This is a genomic window from Marinobacter similis, from assembly GCF_000830985.1.
Taxonomy (GTDB): Bacteria; Pseudomonadota; Gammaproteobacteria; order Pseudomonadales; family Oleiphilaceae; genus Marinobacter; species Marinobacter similis.
Map to the genome: position 1 here is coordinate 3087526 of NZ_CP007151.1, position 18149 is coordinate 3105674.

Sequence of the window (18149 nt, forward strand, 5' to 3'; positions counted from 1 at the left end):
AAAAGTCTAGCACGACCGCGAAAACTGTAGGCTGCCTGCCCTGTTTACTAACGCCCTCTGTTAAAGCCCAGTGATATCCCTCAGCACCTGCTGGTAAGTCTCCAGTGGAAGCGTTTCGGGCGCTTCACTGGTACCGTCAATAAGTGCCTGCTGCATTCGGGCGTTGAACTCGGTAATGGTTTCATTGACCAGCAGAGGAGACGCTACAAGGCTTGGCGGAGCGCGGTGCAGAGTAGCCTGCTCGTAGTCATAGGCAATGCCCAGCCCGGTGCCCTCGTCATACTGGCGCACAAAAATTTCCATGCCGCGCGGCACACCCACAGACTCATCGAAGCCGACTGGTACCACAACAGAGCCCATTTGCGTGGTTGAACCAAAGTCACAGGTGCGGCCACCGGTGGGTCCGGGGCTCAACACAAGGGCATCCAGCCGTATCGGATTCAGGTTGCTGTCCAGCACCGGATCCCCGTTTTCATCCACCAGAGCGTCCATAACCGAGGTGGTGTAATCCCGTTCCTCAACAATGCCCTGAAGTTCCTCTTCGGTGGGTGCCTGGTTCGGATCGTCAACAGCAACCAGCCCAAACAACGCGGCCGTGCGGGGGCCTACCCGGCCAGTTTCCACAATACCCTCAATGTCCGTGCATTCAGACCGGCCATGGGCCACGGAACTCCGGTCAGCCAACAGATCAATGGCTGCGCTGCTCACGCAGGCGCGCTCGCTGACGCCGCCCTCAGCTTCAAACGTCTTGAAATATTCGTTGATATCGTAGTGTCTGGAACCCGCCCCTCTGTTCACAAAATCAGGCAGGTAGACGTCATAGATAGTGGCGCCCATGCTCTCAAGCTTTTCCACTGCTTGCGCAATCAATTCGCCCTGGCGACCGGTTCCCGCCGCACTGGTGTTGGTGCCAAGTTGCCTGACCACACCGATATTACGACCAGCCACCCCATGCACATCCCTATCCAGGAACTCTACGTAGCTGTCGGGCCGCATCTCGTCCGGGTACAGCAGCGTTTTGGGGTCGCGGGAGTCCACGCCAGCCATGGCTTGCAGCATCAACGCCGCGTCTTTCACGGTTCGCGTCATGGGCCCGCCGGTATCGCGGGTATGACTCAATGGGAAGATACCGTGCTGCGATATAACACCCAGACTGGGGCGAATACCCACCAAGCCATTAACCGAAGAAGGATGGCGAATCGACTGACAGGTATCGCTACCAGTGCCGCCCAGAGCGAAGTTGGACGCAATTGATGCGCCAGTGCCCGAGGATGAGCCTGCAGGACTTTCGCTGGTGTTGTAGGGGTTGCTCACCTGGATGGCGCGATTGGAAAAGCCCGTGGTAAAAAACGCAAACTCGTCCTGATTGGCCTTACCCAAAATCAGTGCACCGGCCGCACGCAACTTGGCCACTGAGTGAGCGTCAACGCCGGCCTGGTGGCCCAGCATGCTGTACGAGCCTGTGTGCTCGGGTAATCCACGGTGTCGTAATTGTCCTTCAGAAGTACCGGCATGCAATGCAGGAAACGCTCACCGATGCCGTCATCGCTGGCATACAGGGCATCCAGCGCCCTGGCCTGCTCAAGCGCCAGCGGTTGATCGCCAGCACGCCACGCACGGGCAAACCATTAGCGGGTTGAGGGGCGTCATTGAAGGCATAGATGCGGTCAATGTACATCTGAGCCAGTGATTCGCAGGTAACCGGACTGCCGTCCTCAAGCACCCGCCTCCCCGCGAGGGCCTCGTGCACTTGGTCCATGGTGGTTTCTTCCAGCGTAAACAAACCGACTTCAAAAGGTTCTTCAATGGGTGGCTCTTCCCCCGGCGGTTCACCGGGGGAGTTGTCGGTAATGTCGTTCGTTGAATTGGAGCCGCTCGAACTACCGGAACCGGGACAGCCGCTAAGCATCAGCAGGCTGATTAACAGAAGCGAAATACATAATTTATGACTCATACTACCGATACCTCATAAGGCATGATGAGAGAATCTAGAAAATGCTTCCGTGCGGTGTCGTGACCCTTAGAAAGCTTGGGTAGCAAGTAGTGGGCCAGCATGAGTCAAAGGCGCATCGGCTGTGCAGGAAGACCATATGTAGCAATGACATACACGTGTTTGACCAAAACATTACGCTGAACTGAAATTCACTTTGCGCGCCCTTAATTGGTGCAGAAATGACCGAAACGTTTCCAGCACCTCGTCCACTCTCATAATTCCCCTGCATTTAGCCGAAGGCCACGGTTGAAAAAGGCCGCAAGACCATCACCTAGACTGTCATACAGGCAACTCAATACTCAGGTTTGTTTCGAACGAAAGGATATTCACTATGGAAAATCGCAAAGTTCGCTGGGGAATCCTCGGCACCGCCGAAATTGCCACCAAGGTTGTGGCAGGCATGCACGATGCGGAAAACGCCGAGGTAGTCGCGGTTGCAAGCCGCGCCCTGGACCGCGCACAAGCCTGGGCCGATGAGCAAAACGTTCCGCAGGCATTCGGCTCCTACGATGAGCTGCTCGCAGATGACAGCATCGACGCTGTTTACCTGCCCGTGCCGACCGCGCATCGCAACGACTGGATCAAGAAAGCGGCGCGCGCCGGCAAGCACGTGTACGCCGAAAAACCGCTGGCCGACGGCGTCGAAGAGGCCATCGAGGTGTGCAAGGAAAACGGCGTGCAGTTCATGGACGGCACCATGTGGCTGCACAGCAACCGCACCCATGAAATTGAGCAGCGTATTGCCAACGGCGACATCGGCGAAGTACGGCGCGTCACCAGCGCCTTCACCTTCAAAGCGCCCGATAAAGAATGGTACGAAGGTGGCAATGGCCGCACCGACAAAACCCGGGAGCCCATGGGCTGCTTTGGCGATCAGGCTGGTATCCGATCAGCGCCACTATGTGGAGCTTCGGCTACGAACTGCCTGAAAAAGTGCAGATGACCCACGTCTCCAAGAACTCGGTCGACACCATCGTCGCCTGTGGCGGTGCGCTCTGGTTCTCCGGCGGCCGCATGGCAACCTTTGATGCTGGTTGTGAGCTCGCCCATCGCTCGCAAGTAGAAACAGTCGGCGACGCTGGACTCATCAAAATCGAAGACCTGGTTGGCGGCCAGGGACGAAGCGGTTTCTTTGGGGCCTATGGCGAGCCCTTCACCGGTAGCTCCTACTACATACTCGGTGATGTTGACGGCAAAGACACCGAGCAACAGGTAGAGCCGTGTGACCACGTAGTGAAGCTGGTTGAGAAGTTCTCGAGCATCGTTCTCAGTGGCGAGTTAGAGGCGAAGTGGCCAGAGCGTAGCATGGCCTGTCATAGAGTTATGTCGGCGCTGTTTGAATCGGCGGAATCGGATGGGGCTGTTGTTGCTCTGTAAGGGCCGTTGAAAGCACAAGCTTCAAGCACGCCAAACTACATGCGGCCCAGCATTGCGGTGGAAACCATCATTAAAGGAAGCTTGCGAGTGATGGTTGCCTGCTGGGCCCGTATCATCATGGGGCTTTAGCTCTCATTTGGAATTGTCTTGGCGTAACGCCATCCAACATGCGGGGCTACGCAATGCAGGCGAAGCCGCAATGCAGTAGCGGTCGCGGTGACTGGCCTTGTTACATAGCACGTTAGTTTAGGTCGAAATCGCAGCCAAAATTCGTAGTCCGGGCCTTTATAATTTGAGTGCGTGGATCGAAGTTTCCAGCGGCATTTACTTGCGAGGCGACGATCTTTTTCATGCCAAGGTGCACAGCGTACGTCCACACGCCGGCTGAATTACTATTTGCGGCCGGTGCTTCAGCAGCAATGATAACTCCTGTGTTCTGCGCCAAGATATAAGCGGGTTTTCCATCAATAAATAACTTGTCAGGAGGAGTGAAGCTGAACTGCCAAGTTGAATTAAATTTCTCGCTCGTTGTCCAACCACCAGGCATGCTGTTTCCATGTATGTCGTTTGCAGCACGAAACCCATGGGTATTGAGATCTTTGCATGTGGCGTTGAAACCAGGGTTGGAACTCTGGGCGTGGGTTGGTATTACAAAGAGCATCAACAACGAAATGCCAATAATCCTTTTGGTCATCCTTTCCTCCTAACTATCATTGGTGAAGCGCAATTTAACGCCAATGTTCAGCCGCCGGGTTGCGAAGCCCAGCGTAGAAAACCGATCCGGTGGAGGCCCGTCAGGGCCGGAGCGTACTGCAACTGCTTGTTACAATACCTGCCGTTATAAGGTCCAGAGCTCTAAAAAATGGGTTACTACAGCAGCGTTGTAGACCAGCATCAAAGCAGTACAGAGAACCACAGCGACAATGAAAGGAGCTGGTCGGTTAGTGTTTTGGGTAACTGTAAGGCCTGCACCAAGAATCAAAGCCCGTCCAACTGTGAAGACCGCAGCGTAGGTTAAACCCTGCCAAAGAGAAGAGGCAAAAGCGACATATAGAGAAAAGGCGTACAACAGAAAACCGAGCACTTTGTTGAAAGTCGCAAAGTGGTCAAGCCAGAGCGGGATTCCCATCGCCGTGAGAGAAAGGCCCTGTTCAGGATTATCCCATCTACTCATTTTTCACCTCCGTCCAACCTGGAGACGCGCTTCGCTACTTTAAAAGTTAAGCACAATATCAGGCCAATGGCTCCCATCTTGTAACCCCAACGTTTAGCGGCCTTTGCATAGCGAAGTGGAGAATAGGCCGTCCGGTGGAGGTCCTTTAGGGCCGGAACGAACTGCAATGTTTGGTTAGCCAGTTCCATGGGCTGCATTGCATACCGGACAAGTCCGGAATTTTGCAGTGAACCTCGTAGTTCGAGATTTTCTTCTCTTGGAGTCCCAGCAGGCTGTGCAAAACAAACCTTCTTCTGACTCGAATTGATAGCATCCCCATTTTGTACCGCTGGGTTTCTCTTCAGCCGGTACTGCAACGTGTCTCAGCAACGCATTCTCTTCTTGAAGGGCCGCTAGCTGCTCTTTCATTGAGGCTGCCTCCAACTTCAGATCTGCAAGTTCGTTCGAAAGATCAGCCAAAACATTCTTAAACTCTGCGTCGGCAATATTCTTCGAGATTTCTCGAAGGCGCTTGGCTAGAGTAATCGAATTGCTTACTCCTGAGACTAAATCCATATGCAGATCCTTCCTTGGCTAACGCCTCGCAACACCGGACAATTTGTAGCGCAGCGAAAATTGTTCCGCGTGCTTGCTTTTGTTATATCAATCACTTAATCATTACTCCGATCCAGTCACGAAAAAGCAATATCCCATCAGAATCATACACTTCACATTTCATCGTATGGAGGCCTCGGTATAGTGTCGACTCCGGTATCTCGACCGTGGATACGGGGCGAAAAGACCGATCATATTTGCTTACTTTTTCTTTTCGGAGATATCTAACAACCCCCTCTTGCTCCACGTCCCTCTCATCCTCAGGCGTTCTCGGGCCGTGGTTGGTTTTTCTAAATACTACTTTAAGTGGAAACTTCAGTCTGTTGTTTGTTCTTGAACGGACCACGAAATATAAAGAAATATCTGGCCCTAAGAACCTAGAAGCAGATATATATTCCTGCTTACTTCCATTCTCTATCGAATAACATTTGTAATCTATCTCCGTATGATTCTTTACGGAGCCACTACAAATTTTCTCCCTAAAGCTTCTGGGAAGAGCAGAGAACTCTAAACTCTTATCGTAAGACAACTGCCTCATTTTGTAATTTAGCGGGTTACCGTCGGCATCCGTAATATTTGGACTTACTACTGGCAAACTCTCTTTCTCATCTCCACGATCACGAGTTTTTATTGTAGAATACTTCTCTGGCCAGTAGACGAAATCCAACAAACCCTGACCAAGCATTGTTTGATTTTTTCCTGCCAACTTGGAGCTTGGACGCCATATCAACCGGAAGTCCAGTCGCCGAAACCTCACCTACATTCCTGTATCCAAAACTTCCCCATAAGACTTCTTCATCATTTCCAAAATCACAACCTACTCTAAACCCGAAATCTTTCGCATCCAAGCCTTGCCTTTCCATCCAAGGTTTAATACTGCCTTCCAAGATTGCCCGTAGAGTTATTGAACAGTTAATTGCATCTGCTACAGCATCTTCTTTTTCTGTAGATCTGCCGCCAAAAAATGCCATTACGGCGTCACCCATCAATCTATGTATATGTCCATCAAATGACCTAATGGTTTCAACGCATGTTTGAATTACAGCATTTTTAAAATGGTAGACGAACTCCAACGGATACAGAAGCGACAGCCTTGTTTAGCCTTTAATATCAACAAATATTGTGCAGGTATAATGTTTCTGCGTAGTAGACGTGCCCTCAAGAGATATAAAATCTGGATGGGTTCCAATGGGCGAATTATTTACTTCTGGTTTGCCAAAAATCGGTCTAATTTTCGATTGAATTAGAAATTCTTCCTGCGGCCCAGAAGGTAAGCCAGAGAACTCTTCACTTATTTGCTTCGAGTCCAATGCCTCCATAGACTCTGACTTAGCAACAGCTGTGGCGGAACGATTTCGAACTGCCTCGAACATTTGGTCGAACGTATTCTCAAAGCTATCCATGTTCAGCCAGCTCCATGCAATATCAATAATAACAAAGAAACAGCGAGCATTGGCACAACACCGTAAATAGCGATATTAACTGCGATCTTCAATACTCTAAATTTCTCACTTACAATTTCTGCTACCATAAAGGTCTGCTTAGACAAATCCTCTATAATTTGCTCAGAGGTTGCCTCTTTAATTTTCTTAAAATATCCGTCAGCTCCGTTATCAGTCGCAAGGACATCACCAAAGAAAATCATAGATTTATAATTTTTATCTGTTTTGGTTTTTGGGAAAACCACCCGGAGTAGGTTTACTGCCGTCAATATTGATAAAAGTATTGTGAATAAAGAAGACGCAGAGGCGAGGTAATACAAATAATTACAACCAGACCCAGAGGGCTCTGTGAGCATTATTCGTATCGACAAGCCAAGTATGATGGCAGCAATGAATGACATCAGCAGGCCGACCTTAAAGTTGGTGGTCCCGATATAATGGTCATACCTTTTTATGACATCAAATAAAAACGTGCACTTGTCCTCAAAATCATCGTCTTTCAAACCATTCTCCCTAGTCTATGGTGAGCGAGGATAAAACGCCCGGCTCACGCGCCGGCTTGGAGCCGCAAAGCGGCGAAAAAACGGTCGCTGTGCAGCTGATTGTTAACAGTTCTCGCTAACTAGCAGGACCATCCTCCTGTGGAGGATGTCTAATTTCATTCGGGCCATCATCCTCGCGGTAAAAATAGAGCCAAATATAAATGCCAGTATTCCAAAAATGGCCAGCGAAGATGTCAAATATATGCCTGTCTTACTCAACAGCAAATCTAGACGATTCGAAGCAGGAGGTACTTGGTTCAGTTTATCTAACTTAATGCCTGCGATTTGGGACTCCATATCCACCACCATAGCTCCGTAGGCATCACGCTTAATAATCTCTTCTCTTAAATTTGGCGGAGTCTGAGTCGAATTATTTTTATATAAAATTTTTGCTTTTTCACAATACCAAAGGGCATTGGGGCTATCGCTTTTTGTTGAAGAAATACATAGCCTTGCGAATCGGGCCGCCGAATCATATAGATTTGCTTCAACCACCCAGTTCCGATCCTGCAAAAGCTTTTCATCGTTTTCCTTAGCTTCGGACAAAAGGGATTTGAGTAACATCTGGTAACTCAAAACAAAAACAAACCCAAAAACAATCAAGGTGAGGATTCTTTTTACAGGCGAAACTCTCCCCTTCGAAAAAACTCTTTTTAACCATTTCTTGACCGTTGAAGCTTGATCGTCAATATCTTTTGGGGAAAACACCATCACTCCTCAGTTTTTTAATGTTAACGCCTTGGGTAAGCCGCAGGGACGGAGCGCAGGGTAGTACCGGTCGGCTTCACCCACTGGTCAGCGTAGTTCCGGTCCGTCACCGTTTGCCGCCTCTTGCACAGAGTCCCAATTGGACAGCAAGTCCGTGCGAGCCAACCGCGATTCCGTATGTTCTCGTGGATATTTGTGCCAATCACCCAATTTCGCTAGCTTTCTTTTTCTTATCTGAGTTTCGAAGTAGTCATAAGCGGATTTCTCCAACTCAGAGGAAAGCTCGATAAAATCGTTTCGAACGACTTGTCCGATTGCCAGAAACCTCCCGCTGGGGACGCTGGCCAGGTTGGTGTGGAGGGTTACCAAGTAATCCTGAACAAAATTGACTTCTCGTTTTGCCTTGATCGTAAGCCACGTGCTTCCCTCTTGGGTCAATTGCGCAAAGCGAGTAAACCATTGTTCAAATTCCTCACGAGAAATTAGAACTTGAGGCGCACGTGCAACTTCTCCATTTTCATCTTTACCGAGCCCGACCATCACCCGCATTTCCATAGCAATATTGATTAGGTTCTCATGTGCTTTTATCCGACGTTCAAGTAATATTTGCCAGATGCGCAGAGAATACTCTCTATTCTTGATCATCCATGAAGCGACAAAAGCAAGCAGACCGCCAAGGAAAGCACCTACTAGGCCGAAAATCGCGCTCGCATTCTGTATAAAAAACTCTTCCACGAAACTCGCCTCTCTGGTGCGCTAACGCTGAGCTTAGCGGCGCCCTTGTAATGAAGGCGAAGCCGCAATGAAAAGGGCGTCCGGCGGCCATCGGCCGCATACTACAGCGCCTTGTTAAATTTGCTTTGCGTGGATGGCTTCGTTGCGGGCAACCCGCAGAATAGCCTTTCTTCCTTCTGAATCCGCCGCCAAGAAATCACGGATTAAACACGAAAGGTCCCGATATGGATCGTCTTCTGTTGGGGAGGCAGCGGCACTTTGGTAATTCAAGAGCTCGGCTGGGCTCACGCCAAGACCGCGAGCAATTGACTCCACGGTGGAAACGGCCGGAGATTTCAGGACCCCGTTGTTGGCGACGAGATTGCTGATGGTTTTCTGACTTACGCCCGAGTTGTTAGCCAACGCTTTCTGACTGAAACCTTTCATGGCCATCAGCTTCTTGATGTTTTCTCGCAACGCTAGACTTGTATCCATCCTTAGCTATCCCGAAGGTTCCTGAATTTAACAGCCGATTCAGCGACAAATGACATCTATCAGGTCACGCTTATTTCCTAATCCCATACTCGCCCAACCAGCACTAAGGCCTTATTTTGGTGAGTATAAGTGGTTGCCCGGCCCCCTACCTGCTCGGAAATAAGCGCTCTTTGTCCGAAACCTACGGAGTTACGGGTTCGCCTATTTCCAGTGAGTCTCAGAACTATTCCATATTTTTCATAAGCTTGTAAGAGAACCCGTTACCTAATCTGGCATTTTGCGACATTTGACGTTTTCCCCACCTCTTTTTGACCTCCAGAAAGCGTAGCAGACTAATTACTGAACGCACTTTCCTTCGCCAAAGCCCTACGGCAGCCCGGTTTCCATTCCTGTTACAATAGCCGCCACATTTTGAACACCGAACCTGTACACCAGAGTGATTCATGACTGAGAACACCCCGCTCCACAGCGCCAACAATTCATCCACAGTGCAAGGCTTCCACGGTGAGAACTTCTCCCGCCGCTTTAGCGTGGCCCCGATGATGGATTGGACCACCAGCCATTTCCGCTACCTGGCCCGCCAGTTAAGCCGCCATGCGCTGCTCTATACGGAAATGGTCACTACCGGCGCGCTGATTTATGGCGATACTGCGCGGTTTCTGCGCCATGAGCCGGCGGAATACCCGCTGGCGCTGCAGCTGGGGGGCAGCGATGCCGGTGAGCTGGCGCATTGTGCGAAACTGGCGGAGCAGTTCGGGTTTGATGAGGTGAATCTGAATGTGGGCTGCCCCAGTGATCGGGTGCAGAACAACATGATTGGTGCCTGCCTGATGGGCCACCCGGACAAGGTCGCCGAAGGTGTGCGGGCAATGATTGAGGCCACCAGCCTGCCAGTTACGGTGAAGCATCGAATTGGCATTGATGGCCGGGAATCCTGGGATGATCTGTGCGAGTTCATCGAGAAGGTTTCGGGCGCCGGCTGCAAGACCTTCATCGTGCACGCCCGCATTGCCATCCTTGAGGGCCTGAGCCCGAAAGAAAACCGCGATGTGCCGCCGCTGAAGTACGATTGGGTGTATGCCCTGAAGCAGAAGTACCCGCATCTTGAGATCATCATCAACGGTGGCATCAAAACCTTTGGTGAATGTAACGAGCACCTGCAGCACACCGACGGCGTGATGCTGGGCCGGGAGGCGTACAACAACCCCTGGCTGCTGGCCAGTGTGGACAGTGAGTTCTTCGGTGCGCCGGCATCCACCCTCAGCCGCCATGATGCGCTGCGGGCCATGTATCCGTTCATCCAGAGCGAACTGGAGCGCGGTGTGTACCTCACCCACATCTCCCGGCACCTGCTGGGCCTGTTCCACGGCCAGCCGGGCGGGCGTCAGTTCCGCCGGTACATCAGTGAGAATGCCCATAAGTCCGGGGCCGGGCTTGAGGTGATTCAGACTGCCCTGGAGAAAGTCCGAGAGCCGGAACCGGCGCTTATTGCAGAAGCTTAATTGGCCCCTAGCCGTTGGTTGTCTTGTCCCTTTCAGAGCAGCCCGTTATTGTAGGTGAATCACCAGCATCTGGGAGTCGGATGCCTCAATAACAGATCAATCGGGACGACAGCACGAATGACCAACAAGCTTGAACAACTGAAGACCATGACCACCGTGGTGGCCGACACCGGCGACATCGACGCCATTGCCCAATGGCGCCCGCAAGATGCCACCACCAACCCTTCCCTGCTGCTGAAAGCTGCCGCCTCAGACGCTATCGCCCGATGCTGGATAAAGCCGTTGCCGATGCCCGTCGCCACGGTGGCTCCGACGCCGAACAGCTGACCGTTGCTACCGATACCCTGGCGGTGCTGGCCGGGCGGGAAATCCTGAACCTGATTCCCGGCGTAGTCTCCACCGAAGTGGATGCGCGTTTGTCGTTTGACACCGCCGGCACCCTGGAACGGGCCCGTCGGCTGGTGGATTTGTATGACAAGCAAGGCGTGGACACCAGCCGGGTGCTGATCAAGATTGCGGCCACCTGGGAAGGCATTCGTGCCGCCGAGCAGCTGGAGAAGGAAGGCATTCGCTGCAACCTCACCCTGTTGTTCTCGTTCATTCAGGCGGCTGCCTGCGCCCAGGCCGGTGCGTTCCTGATTTCACCATTTGTCGGCCGGATTCTGGACTGGCACCTGGCCAACAGCGGCCGAGACAGTTACCCGGCGGCAGAAGACCCGGGCGTGCTGTCGGTTTCCAGGATCTATAATTACTTCAAAGCCAATGACTACAAAACCGTGGTGATGGGCGCGAGCTTCCGCAACACCGGCGAAATTGAAATGCTGGCAGGCTGTGACCGACTGACCATCAGCCCGGCCCTGCTGCAGGAGTTGCAGGATGACACCGCGCCGCTGAGCCGGAAATTGTCGGCCGAAGGCGTAAGTTCACCGGACAAGCTGGGCACGGTGAACGAGCGGGTGTTCCGCTGGGAGTCCAACGAAGACGCCATGGCCACCGAGAAACTGGCCGATGGCATCCGCCGCTTTACCGCGGATCAGATTGAACTGGAACAGCGGGTGCGCCAGTTGGCCAAAGCGGCCTGAATTCACCACTGTTTGCAACGTAACAGGAGTGCGACTGCCCCAACATGTTAGATCAACTGAAAAAGCTGTTTGCCGCACCGGAATCAGAGAATCAGGAGCCGGACAACCACCAACTGGCGGTGGCGGCCACCGCCTTGATGGTGCAGTTGTCCCGGGCGGACCACAACGAGGATGAGCGCGAGCTGCAAACCATTGTGGACTGTGCGGTGAAGGCGCATCAGGTAACCCGCGACGAGGCCGAGGCGATCCTGAAGGACGCCCTGGACCACGCAGACGATGCCACCTCGATGTACGAGTTTACCGGGCAGATCAACGAGCACCTGGACCAGAACGCCAAGCAATCGCTGCTGGAAAGTATCTGGCGTGTGGCCTTTGCCGATGGCCGGATCGACAAGTACGAAGAACACCTTATTCGCCGTATGGCGGACCTGCTGCATCTTAATCACCGGGAATACATGCAGGCGCGGCACCGGGCGGAGAATTCAGGATAACGAGTGCCGGGTGACGAGCGTGCCGGCTAACACAAAGGAGACTGTATGCTAGCCATTCTTCATCCCAACACCGCGTTGGACAGCGAAGCCTACCGCCTGACCATGCACTACCTGGAGAACCTGCCCGGGGTATCGGTGCGGGTTCACGAGGTACAGGGCACCACCCAGCGGCTCACGGAAATCTACCTGCTGGGCGACACCAAGGGCCTGGATAAGGAAGAAATCGAGCGCTGCCGGCGGTTGAGCGGGCCATCCGTATTTCCGATGACTACCGCATTCTGGGCCGTCACAAAGACGACCGGCGCCAGAGCGGCTTCACCTACAACGGCGTGGACTTCAATCAGTCCAACCTGAACGTGTTTGCCGGGCTGTGTGCGGTGGATGTGCCGGAACACGTGGACATGATGATGCGCGCCCTGCAGGACAGCGGTGAAGTGTGCACCCGCATGGGCGCCTACAAGCCGCGCACCAACCCCTATTCGTTCCAGGGCCACGGCAAGGGTTGCCTGCCCTGGGTGTTTGAAAAGGCGGGCAAGCATGGCATCAAGGTGATTGCCATGGAGATTACCCACGAGAGCCACATCGAGGAAATCGATACCTGCCTGGAACGCCTGGGCCGCCCGACCGGTGTCATGCTTCAAGTCGGCACCCGGAATACCCAGAATTTTGAGTTGCTGAAGGCAATTGGCCGGCAAAGCGAGTATCCCGTATTGCTCAAGCGCGGTTTTGGCATCACCCTGAACGAATCCCTGAATGCCGCCGAGTACCTGGCCAGCGAAGGCAACGCCAACGTGATCTTCTGCCTGCGGGGCATGAAGACCGAGGCCGGGCAACCGCACCGCAACATGGTCGATTTTGCCCATGTGCCAGCGGTGAAGCGGCTAACGCGGATGCCGGTGTGTGTGGACCCGTCCCACTCGGTGGGCAGCCGGGACCGCGCCCCGGACGGCATCCTGGATGTCATGCACGCCACCGCACAGGGCGTGATTGCCGGTGCCAACATGGTGCTGGTGGACTTCCACCCGAAACCCGAACGGGCACTGGTGGACGGCCCCCAGGCCTTGTTGATGAACGAACTACCCGCCTATCTGGAAGATATCCGGCTATGCCACGACACCTGGACCAAACGCCAGGCCATTTACCAACGCCTTCAAGGTGAACCACCAGAATGATTGTTTACGGACACAGAGGCGCCAAAGGCGAGGCGCCTGAAAATACATTGCCGGGCTTTATTCATGCCTACCGCCATGGCATCCGGCATTTTGAGTTGGATCTGGTGCTGTCGAAAGACGGCATCCCCGTGATGGTGCACGATCTGACCGTTACCCGCACCACCAGCCATACCGGTGATGTGGGCGCTTTCACGGCGGCTGAGCTGGCCGACATGGACGCCCGGCGCAACACCAGCTCCTGGCCCCGCAAGATTGGCATTCCCACCCTGGAAGACCTGCTGGACCAGTTTGACGATCTGGAGCACCTGCAGCTGGAGGTCAAGAAAGATACCCGGCAGCGCCTGAACATTCTGTGCAACCGCCTGACCGAGATCATTCAGCGCCGCAACCTGTACAAGACCGCCACCATTACCTCATCAGACACCTGGTTTCTGAAGGAAATCCGTCGGCGCAACAAGCACATTCAGATTGGCTTAGTGGCAGAGCGCAAGTTCCCACGGCCGTTGAACGTGGCCACGCGGCTTGGCTGTAGCTACCTGTGCTTGAACTGGAAGTTGTGTTCGAAGGAAATCGTGGAGAACGCACACCGCCGGGACATGCACGTGTCTACCTGGACGGTAAACCGCATTCACGACATGTTGCAGCTGGAGGAAATGGGGGTGAACAGCATCATCACCGATTACCCGACCAGCACCCGAATGTTTTTCGACAACCGGGCCAGGGCACTGATGCCCCTGCCCCAATCGCAATCGGAGACTGTGCCGGACACCGATTCAGCGCTGCCCACCGGCGGCTGAAGCCGGATCAGAAGATCCGGTTCAGGCCGTTCAGCGCGGCTACCCGGTAGGCTTCTGCCATGGTCGGGTAGTTAAACGTGGTGTTGATGAAGTAGTTCAGGGAATTGGCTTCCCCTTCCTGGTTCATGATGGCCTGTCCGATGTGGACGATCTCGGCCGCCTGGTCCCCGAAGCAGTGAATGCCCAGAATCTGGCGGCTTTCACGGTGGAACAGGATCTTCAGCATACCCACCGCATCGCCGGTAATCTGGGCACGGGCCAGGTCTTTGAAGAAGGCCTGGCCTACTTCGTATGGCACCTTCGCTTCGGTCAGTTCACGCTCGGTTTTACCGACGGAGCTGATCTCGGGAATGGTGTAGATACCGGTCGGCACATCCGAGACATAGCGGAAGTACTCATCCTTCACGATGTCAGACGACGCCGAACGGCCCTGATCGTATGCAGCACTGGCCAGGCTCGGCCAACCGATCACGTCGCCAGCGGCGTAGACGTTCTCTACTTCCGTGCGGTAGTGCTCATCCACCGACAGCTGGCCGCGGCCATTGGGCACCAGGCCGATGTTGTCGAGACTCAGGGAATCGGTGTTGCCGGTACGGCCGTTGCACCACAGGAATGCGTCTGCACGGATCTTCTTGCCAGATTCCAGCGACAGCACTACGCCATGGTCGTCGCCTTCCACCTTCTCATACTGCTCGTTGTGGCGTACCAGAACCCCGTTGTTGCGCAGGTGGTAACTGAGCGCGTCGGAGATCTCGTCGTCCAGGAACGACAGCAGGCGGCTGGTCGGGTTGATCAGGTCTACCTTCACACCCAGGCCGGCAAAGATCGAAGCATACTCTGAACCAATAACACCGGCGCCGTAGATGATCAGCGTGCGCGGGGTGTGGGACAGGTTCAGGATGGTGTCCGAGTTGTAGATACGGTGATGACGGAAGTCCACATCGGGCGGCAGGTACGGGCGTGAGCCGGTAGCAATGATCGCCTGCTTGAAGTGGATATGCTCAACCGCCTTGCTGCCGCGAATTTCCAGCCGGTTCTTGTCAACGAACGAGGCACGGCCGTTGATCAGGTCTACCCGGTTGCGGGCGTAGAACTGGGTTCTCAGCTTCACCTGCTTGCCAATAACCTTCTGGGCGTTCTGCAGCACCCGGGGAAAGGAGAACCAGCGCGGCTCACCGATATCGCGGAACATCTGGTTGGTGTTGAACGTGATGATCTGCTTCACCGAATGACGCAGCGCCTTGGAGGGAATGGTCCCCCAGTGGGTGCAGTTACCGCCGACGGTGGCCTTGTCTTCGATGATCGCGACACGTTTACCGTGCTTCGTCGCATTCATCGCCGCGCCTTCACCGGAAGGCCCAGCGCCGATAACGACGACGTCGTAATGATGTTCTGCCATGCGCGCAGTGACTCCTTATCTACGTCGTGAAAATTGGATCTTTATTATTGATTGCGTGTCAGTGCTTGTCGGCCTTGGTGGCGTCATAGGTGAGAGCCTCGGCCTGCCCGCTGTCCTGGGCCTGGCGCTCGTTCTCTTCCTCACACTTTTGGGGGCTGCCACCACAGATATCGCAGGACTGGCTGATACCGAGTGCGCCAATGCCGCCACAGGTACCACTGATCGGCTTGCGTCCGAGGATCACGCCGATGGACATGGCCGCTACAAGCAGAACCACGATGAACAAAACCAGAAGAAAGGTACCCATGTTGCCCTCCTTTTATGAGCGCCACTTATGATTGAGCGACGCTACTGAGTAACGTAAGACGAAAACGCCGGCGTCTGATGTGTTTCGAAGCCGTTTTCCGTCCGGATTATAAAATAGGCCGGGATGTTCTCCCGGGTCGCGAGGGCTTGCGCTTTCTCAAAGCCCATCACGTTAAAACCTGTGGCCAGGGCATCCGCCGACATACAATCTTCGGCGATTACCGTTACCGAGGCCAGATTATGCTTGATGGGACGCCCGGTTACAGGGTCTATGGTATGGGAAAACCGGCGCCCTTCCGATTCGTAATAGTTACGATAGTCGCCGGATGTCGCCATAGCGCTGCTTTCCAAGGCCACAATGCGATTCACCTGACGGGCATCGGAGGTGGGTTCCTCAATCGCCAAACGCCAGGCATCTCCCCCGGGTTTGCGCCCATTTACACGGACTTCGCCACCAATCTCTACCAGATACGCCTTAATCCCCTCACTGTCGAGGTATCGGGCAACCGCGTCAACCCCGTAGCCCTTGGCAATAGCAGAGAGATCAATGTACTGGGGCTGTTCAGCCCGCACCGCCGGTGGCTGCTCCCGCAGCTCCAGCTTGTCGTACCCCGTGACAGCAAGTACCTCTGCCAGTTCCTGATCGGACGGCACCTGCTCCGGGCGTGCCTGGGGGCCAAAGCCCCAGAGGTTCACTACCGGGCCGATGGTGACGTCGAAAGCACCGCTGGTCAGCTCTGAGATCGCCTCAGCCCGCCGCAGCACTTCATACAATGGCTCTGACAGCGGCATCCACTGGGACTGGTCACCAGCCTGGTTCAGCTGCGACAGCTCGGAATCCGCGCGCCAGGTGGACATGGACGCATCCACTTTCTCCAGCTCGCCCTCAATTCCGGCCGCCAGGGCTTCCAGCCGGGCTGATCGTCCGGCAGTACCACGTTGATGTGGTACTCGGTACCAAACACCGGCCCGGAGATTTCCCAGACTTTTTCCTCTGGCTCAAACGAACAACCCGCCAGAGCGAGCCCTGCCAGCGCCAACATGGCGCCGACAAAACCCACCCTGACGGGTTGAAGCATGCGGGATGTCATTGGAGCTAATTAACCCCCAAAGTCATCCAGCATGATGTTCTCATCCTCAACACCCAGATCCTTCAGCATCTTGATGCAGGATGCGTTCATGATGGGGGGCCCACACATGTAGAACTCACAGTCTTCCGGAGCCGGATGATCTTTCAGATACTTCTCGTAGAGGACGTTATGGATAAAGCCGGTTTCGCCTTTCCAGTTGTCCTCAGGCAGTGCATCGGACAGTGCCACGTGCCACTCGAAGTTCTCGTTCTCTTCCTGCAGCATGTCGAAGTCTTCCACGTAGAACATTTCGCGGACGCTTCGAGCACCGTACCAGAAGCTGATCTTGCGCTTCGAGTTCAGACGCTTGAGCTGGTCAAAGATGTGCGAACGCATCGGTGCCATGCCAGCACCACCGCCGATGAACACCATTTCGGCTTCGGTCTTCTTGGCGAAGAACTCACCGAACGGCCCCATCACGGTCACCTTGTCACCCGGCTTCATGTTGAACACGTAGCTCGACATGATACCTGGGTTGTGGTCGGTACCTGGAGGCGGAGTCGCGATCCGGATGTTGAACTTCAGGACGCCCTTCTCTTCCGGGTAGTTCGCCATGGAGTACGCACGGATGGTCTCTTCCTTGTTGATCGCCTTGTAGCGCCAGATGTTGTGCTTGTCCCAGTCTTCGTGGAACTCTTCCTCGATATCGAAATCCTTGAAATCGATTTCGTAAGGAGGGCACTCCAGCTGGACGTAGCCACCAGCGCGGAAGTCTACTTCTTCGCCTTCCGGAAGCTTCAGTACCAGTTCTTTGATGAAGGTGGCCACGTTGTGGTTGGACACCACTTCGCATTCCCACTTCTTCACGCCGAAGAACTCTTCAGGTACTTCGATCTTCATGTCCTGCTTCACCGGAACCTGGCAGGACAGGCGCCAGCCTTCCTTTTCTTCCCGGTTGGTGAAGTGGGTCTTCTCGGTCGGCAGCATGGCGCCGCCGCCTTCGAACACCTTACATTTGCACTGGGCACAGGTACCGCCGCCGCCGCACGCGGAGGACAGAAAGATACCCTGGTTCGCCAGGGTGCCCAGCAATTTCCCGCCCGCACCGGTCTTCATGGTGTGTTCGGGATCGTCGTTGATCTCAATTGTCACGTCACCGGTGCTTACCAGCCTGGAGCGGGCCGCAAGAATCACTGCGACCAGAGCCAGAACGATAACGGTGAACATGACCACGCCGAGAATAATTTCTGTATTCATGGTCTCGCCTTTTCGTTAAACCGAATCACCGGGT

22 protein-coding genes and 2 pseudogenes are annotated in these 18149 nt (G+C 54.2%); 7 read left to right on the forward strand and 17 right to left on the reverse strand.

The window, feature by feature from the left end; all coding sequences use genetic code 11:
- Positions 1 to 60: 60 nt before the first annotated feature.
- Both AU14_RS14315 and AU14_RS14320 read right to left on the reverse strand, forming a co-directional pair.
- Positions 61 to 1518, reverse strand: coding sequence for an amidase family protein (locus tag AU14_RS14315; protein WP_269079059.1), 1458 nt, complete (start codon positions 1516 to 1518; stop codon positions 61 to 63).
- Positions 1499 to 1954 (reverse strand): hypothetical protein, encoded by a 456-nt coding sequence (locus AU14_RS14320; RefSeq protein ID WP_041341848.1) that lies wholly within the window; start codon positions 1952 to 1954, stop codon positions 1499 to 1501. The genes AU14_RS14315 and AU14_RS14320 overlap by 20 nt, the downstream gene beginning before the upstream one ends.
- A gap of 370 nt (positions 1955 to 2324) precedes the next feature.
- On the opposite strand from AU14_RS14320, the gene AU14_RS14325 reads away from it, so the two are divergent.
- Together AU14_RS14325 and AU14_RS18740 are read left to right on the forward strand one after the other, a co-directional pair.
- Entirely contained in the window at positions 2325 to 2936 is a 612-nt protein-coding gene (locus AU14_RS14325; protein ID WP_052472065.1) for a Gfo/Idh/MocA family protein, read from the forward strand.
- Positions 2933 to 3370 (forward strand): hypothetical protein, encoded by a 438-nt coding sequence (locus AU14_RS18740; protein WP_052472066.1) that lies wholly within the window; start codon positions 2933 to 2935, stop codon positions 3368 to 3370. The genes AU14_RS14325 and AU14_RS18740 overlap by 4 nt, the downstream gene beginning before the upstream one ends.
- A gap of 241 nt (positions 3371 to 3611) precedes the next feature.
- Here the strand turns inward: AU14_RS18740 and AU14_RS14330 are convergent, their stop codons facing one another.
- From AU14_RS14330 to AU14_RS14365, 10 genes are all read right to left on the reverse strand, one after another.
- Complete coding sequence (locus tag AU14_RS14330; protein WP_041341851.1) at positions 3612 to 4064, reverse strand: hypothetical protein; 453 nt, start codon at positions 4062 to 4064, stop codon at positions 3612 to 3614.
- 144 nt (positions 4065 to 4208) lie between these two features.
- Positions 4209 to 4544 (reverse strand): hypothetical protein, encoded by a 336-nt coding sequence (locus AU14_RS14335; RefSeq protein ID WP_041341854.1) that lies wholly within the window; start codon positions 4542 to 4544, stop codon positions 4209 to 4211.
- Between the two features lie 174 nt (positions 4545 to 4718).
- Entirely contained in the window at positions 4719 to 5099 is a 381-nt protein-coding gene (locus AU14_RS19405; RefSeq protein WP_148312757.1) for a hypothetical protein, read from the reverse strand.
- A 91-nt stretch (positions 5100 to 5190) separates the two neighbouring features.
- Entirely contained in the window at positions 5191 to 5823 is a 633-nt protein-coding gene (locus tag AU14_RS19895) for a nucleotide-binding domain-containing protein (protein WP_201773480.1), read from the reverse strand.
- On the reverse strand, positions 5756 to 6124 hold the full coding sequence (locus AU14_RS19900; RefSeq protein WP_201773481.1) for a hypothetical protein: 369 nt from the start codon (positions 6122 to 6124) through the stop codon (positions 5756 to 5758). The genes AU14_RS19895 and AU14_RS19900 overlap by 68 nt, the downstream gene beginning before the upstream one ends.
- A gap of 111 nt (positions 6125 to 6235) precedes the next feature.
- Complete coding sequence (locus AU14_RS19905; RefSeq protein WP_201773482.1) at positions 6236 to 6541, reverse strand: hypothetical protein; 306 nt, start codon at positions 6539 to 6541, stop codon at positions 6236 to 6238.
- Positions 6542 to 6543: 2 nt separating this feature from the next.
- The gene (locus AU14_RS14350) at positions 6544 to 7083 is read right to left on the reverse strand and encodes a Pycsar system effector family protein (protein WP_041341860.1); all 540 of its coding nucleotides are present in this window, start codon (positions 7081 to 7083) and stop codon (positions 6544 to 6546) included.
- A 102-nt stretch (positions 7084 to 7185) separates the two neighbouring features.
- On the reverse strand, positions 7186 to 7833 hold the full coding sequence (locus tag AU14_RS14355; RefSeq protein ID WP_041341863.1) for a hypothetical protein: 648 nt from the start codon (positions 7831 to 7833) through the stop codon (positions 7186 to 7188).
- Between the two features lie 84 nt (positions 7834 to 7917).
- A complete protein-coding gene (locus tag AU14_RS14360; RefSeq protein ID WP_041341867.1) occupies positions 7918 to 8565 on the reverse strand; it encodes a hypothetical protein in 648 nt (215 codons plus the stop codon).
- A 114-nt stretch (positions 8566 to 8679) separates the two neighbouring features.
- A complete protein-coding gene (locus AU14_RS14365) occupies positions 8680 to 9021 on the reverse strand; it encodes a helix-turn-helix domain-containing protein (protein ID WP_158498325.1) in 342 nt (113 codons plus the stop codon).
- A gap of 461 nt (positions 9022 to 9482) precedes the next feature.
- Between AU14_RS14365 and dusA the strand changes: the two genes are divergently transcribed.
- From dusA to AU14_RS14390, 5 genes and pseudogenes are all read left to right on the forward strand, one after another.
- Positions 9483 to 10541 (forward strand): tRNA dihydrouridine(20/20a) synthase DusA, encoded by a 1059-nt coding sequence (gene dusA, locus AU14_RS14370; RefSeq protein WP_094191223.1) that lies wholly within the window; start codon positions 9483 to 9485, stop codon positions 10539 to 10541.
- Positions 10542 to 10658: 117 nt separating this feature from the next.
- Positions 10659 to 11623: pseudogene (tal, locus tag AU14_RS14375) on the forward strand (transaldolase).
- Positions 11624 to 11667: 44 nt separating this feature from the next.
- Positions 11668 to 12114 (forward strand): tellurite resistance TerB family protein, encoded by a 447-nt coding sequence (locus AU14_RS14380; RefSeq protein ID WP_041341873.1) that lies wholly within the window; start codon positions 11668 to 11670, stop codon positions 12112 to 12114.
- A 45-nt stretch (positions 12115 to 12159) separates the two neighbouring features.
- A pseudogene (locus AU14_RS14385) lies at positions 12160 to 13286 on the forward strand (3-deoxy-7-phosphoheptulonate synthase).
- Positions 13283 to 14083 carry a glycerophosphodiester phosphodiesterase gene (locus tag AU14_RS14390; RefSeq protein ID WP_041341876.1) on the forward strand — a complete coding sequence of 267 codons (801 nt, stop codon included), beginning with the start codon at positions 13283 to 13285 and terminating at the stop codon, positions 14081 to 14083. The pseudogene AU14_RS14385 and the gene AU14_RS14390 overlap by 4 nt, the downstream one beginning before the upstream one ends.
- Before the next feature lie 7 nt (positions 14084 to 14090).
- Here the strand turns inward: AU14_RS14390 and sthA are convergent, their stop codons facing one another.
- Genes sthA through nqrF form a run of 5 tightly spaced genes read right to left on the reverse strand, consistent with a single transcriptional unit; the run spans position 14091 to position 18115 of the window.
- A complete protein-coding gene (sthA, locus tag AU14_RS14395; protein ID WP_041341878.1) occupies positions 14091 to 15482 on the reverse strand; it encodes a Si-specific NAD(P)(+) transhydrogenase in 1392 nt (463 codons plus the stop codon).
- 58 nt (positions 15483 to 15540) lie between these two features.
- Positions 15541 to 15789, reverse strand: a complete 249-nt coding sequence (gene nqrM, locus AU14_RS14400; RefSeq protein WP_041341881.1) for a (Na+)-NQR maturation NqrM — start codon at positions 15787 to 15789, stop codon at positions 15541 to 15543.
- A 41-nt stretch (positions 15790 to 15830) separates the two neighbouring features.
- Positions 15831 to 16646, reverse strand: coding sequence for an FAD:protein FMN transferase (locus AU14_RS14405; RefSeq protein WP_330217911.1), 816 nt, complete (start codon positions 16644 to 16646; stop codon positions 15831 to 15833).
- A complete protein-coding gene (locus tag AU14_RS23485) occupies positions 16607 to 16867 on the reverse strand; it encodes a hypothetical protein (protein WP_330217912.1) in 261 nt (86 codons plus the stop codon). The genes AU14_RS14405 and AU14_RS23485 overlap by 40 nt, the downstream gene beginning before the upstream one ends.
- Before the next feature lie 21 nt (positions 16868 to 16888).
- On the reverse strand, positions 16889 to 18115 hold the full coding sequence (gene nqrF / locus AU14_RS14410; protein WP_041341883.1) for an NADH:ubiquinone reductase (Na(+)-transporting) subunit F: 1227 nt from the start codon (positions 18113 to 18115) through the stop codon (positions 16889 to 16891).
- Between the last annotated feature and the right edge of the window lie 34 nt (positions 18116 to 18149).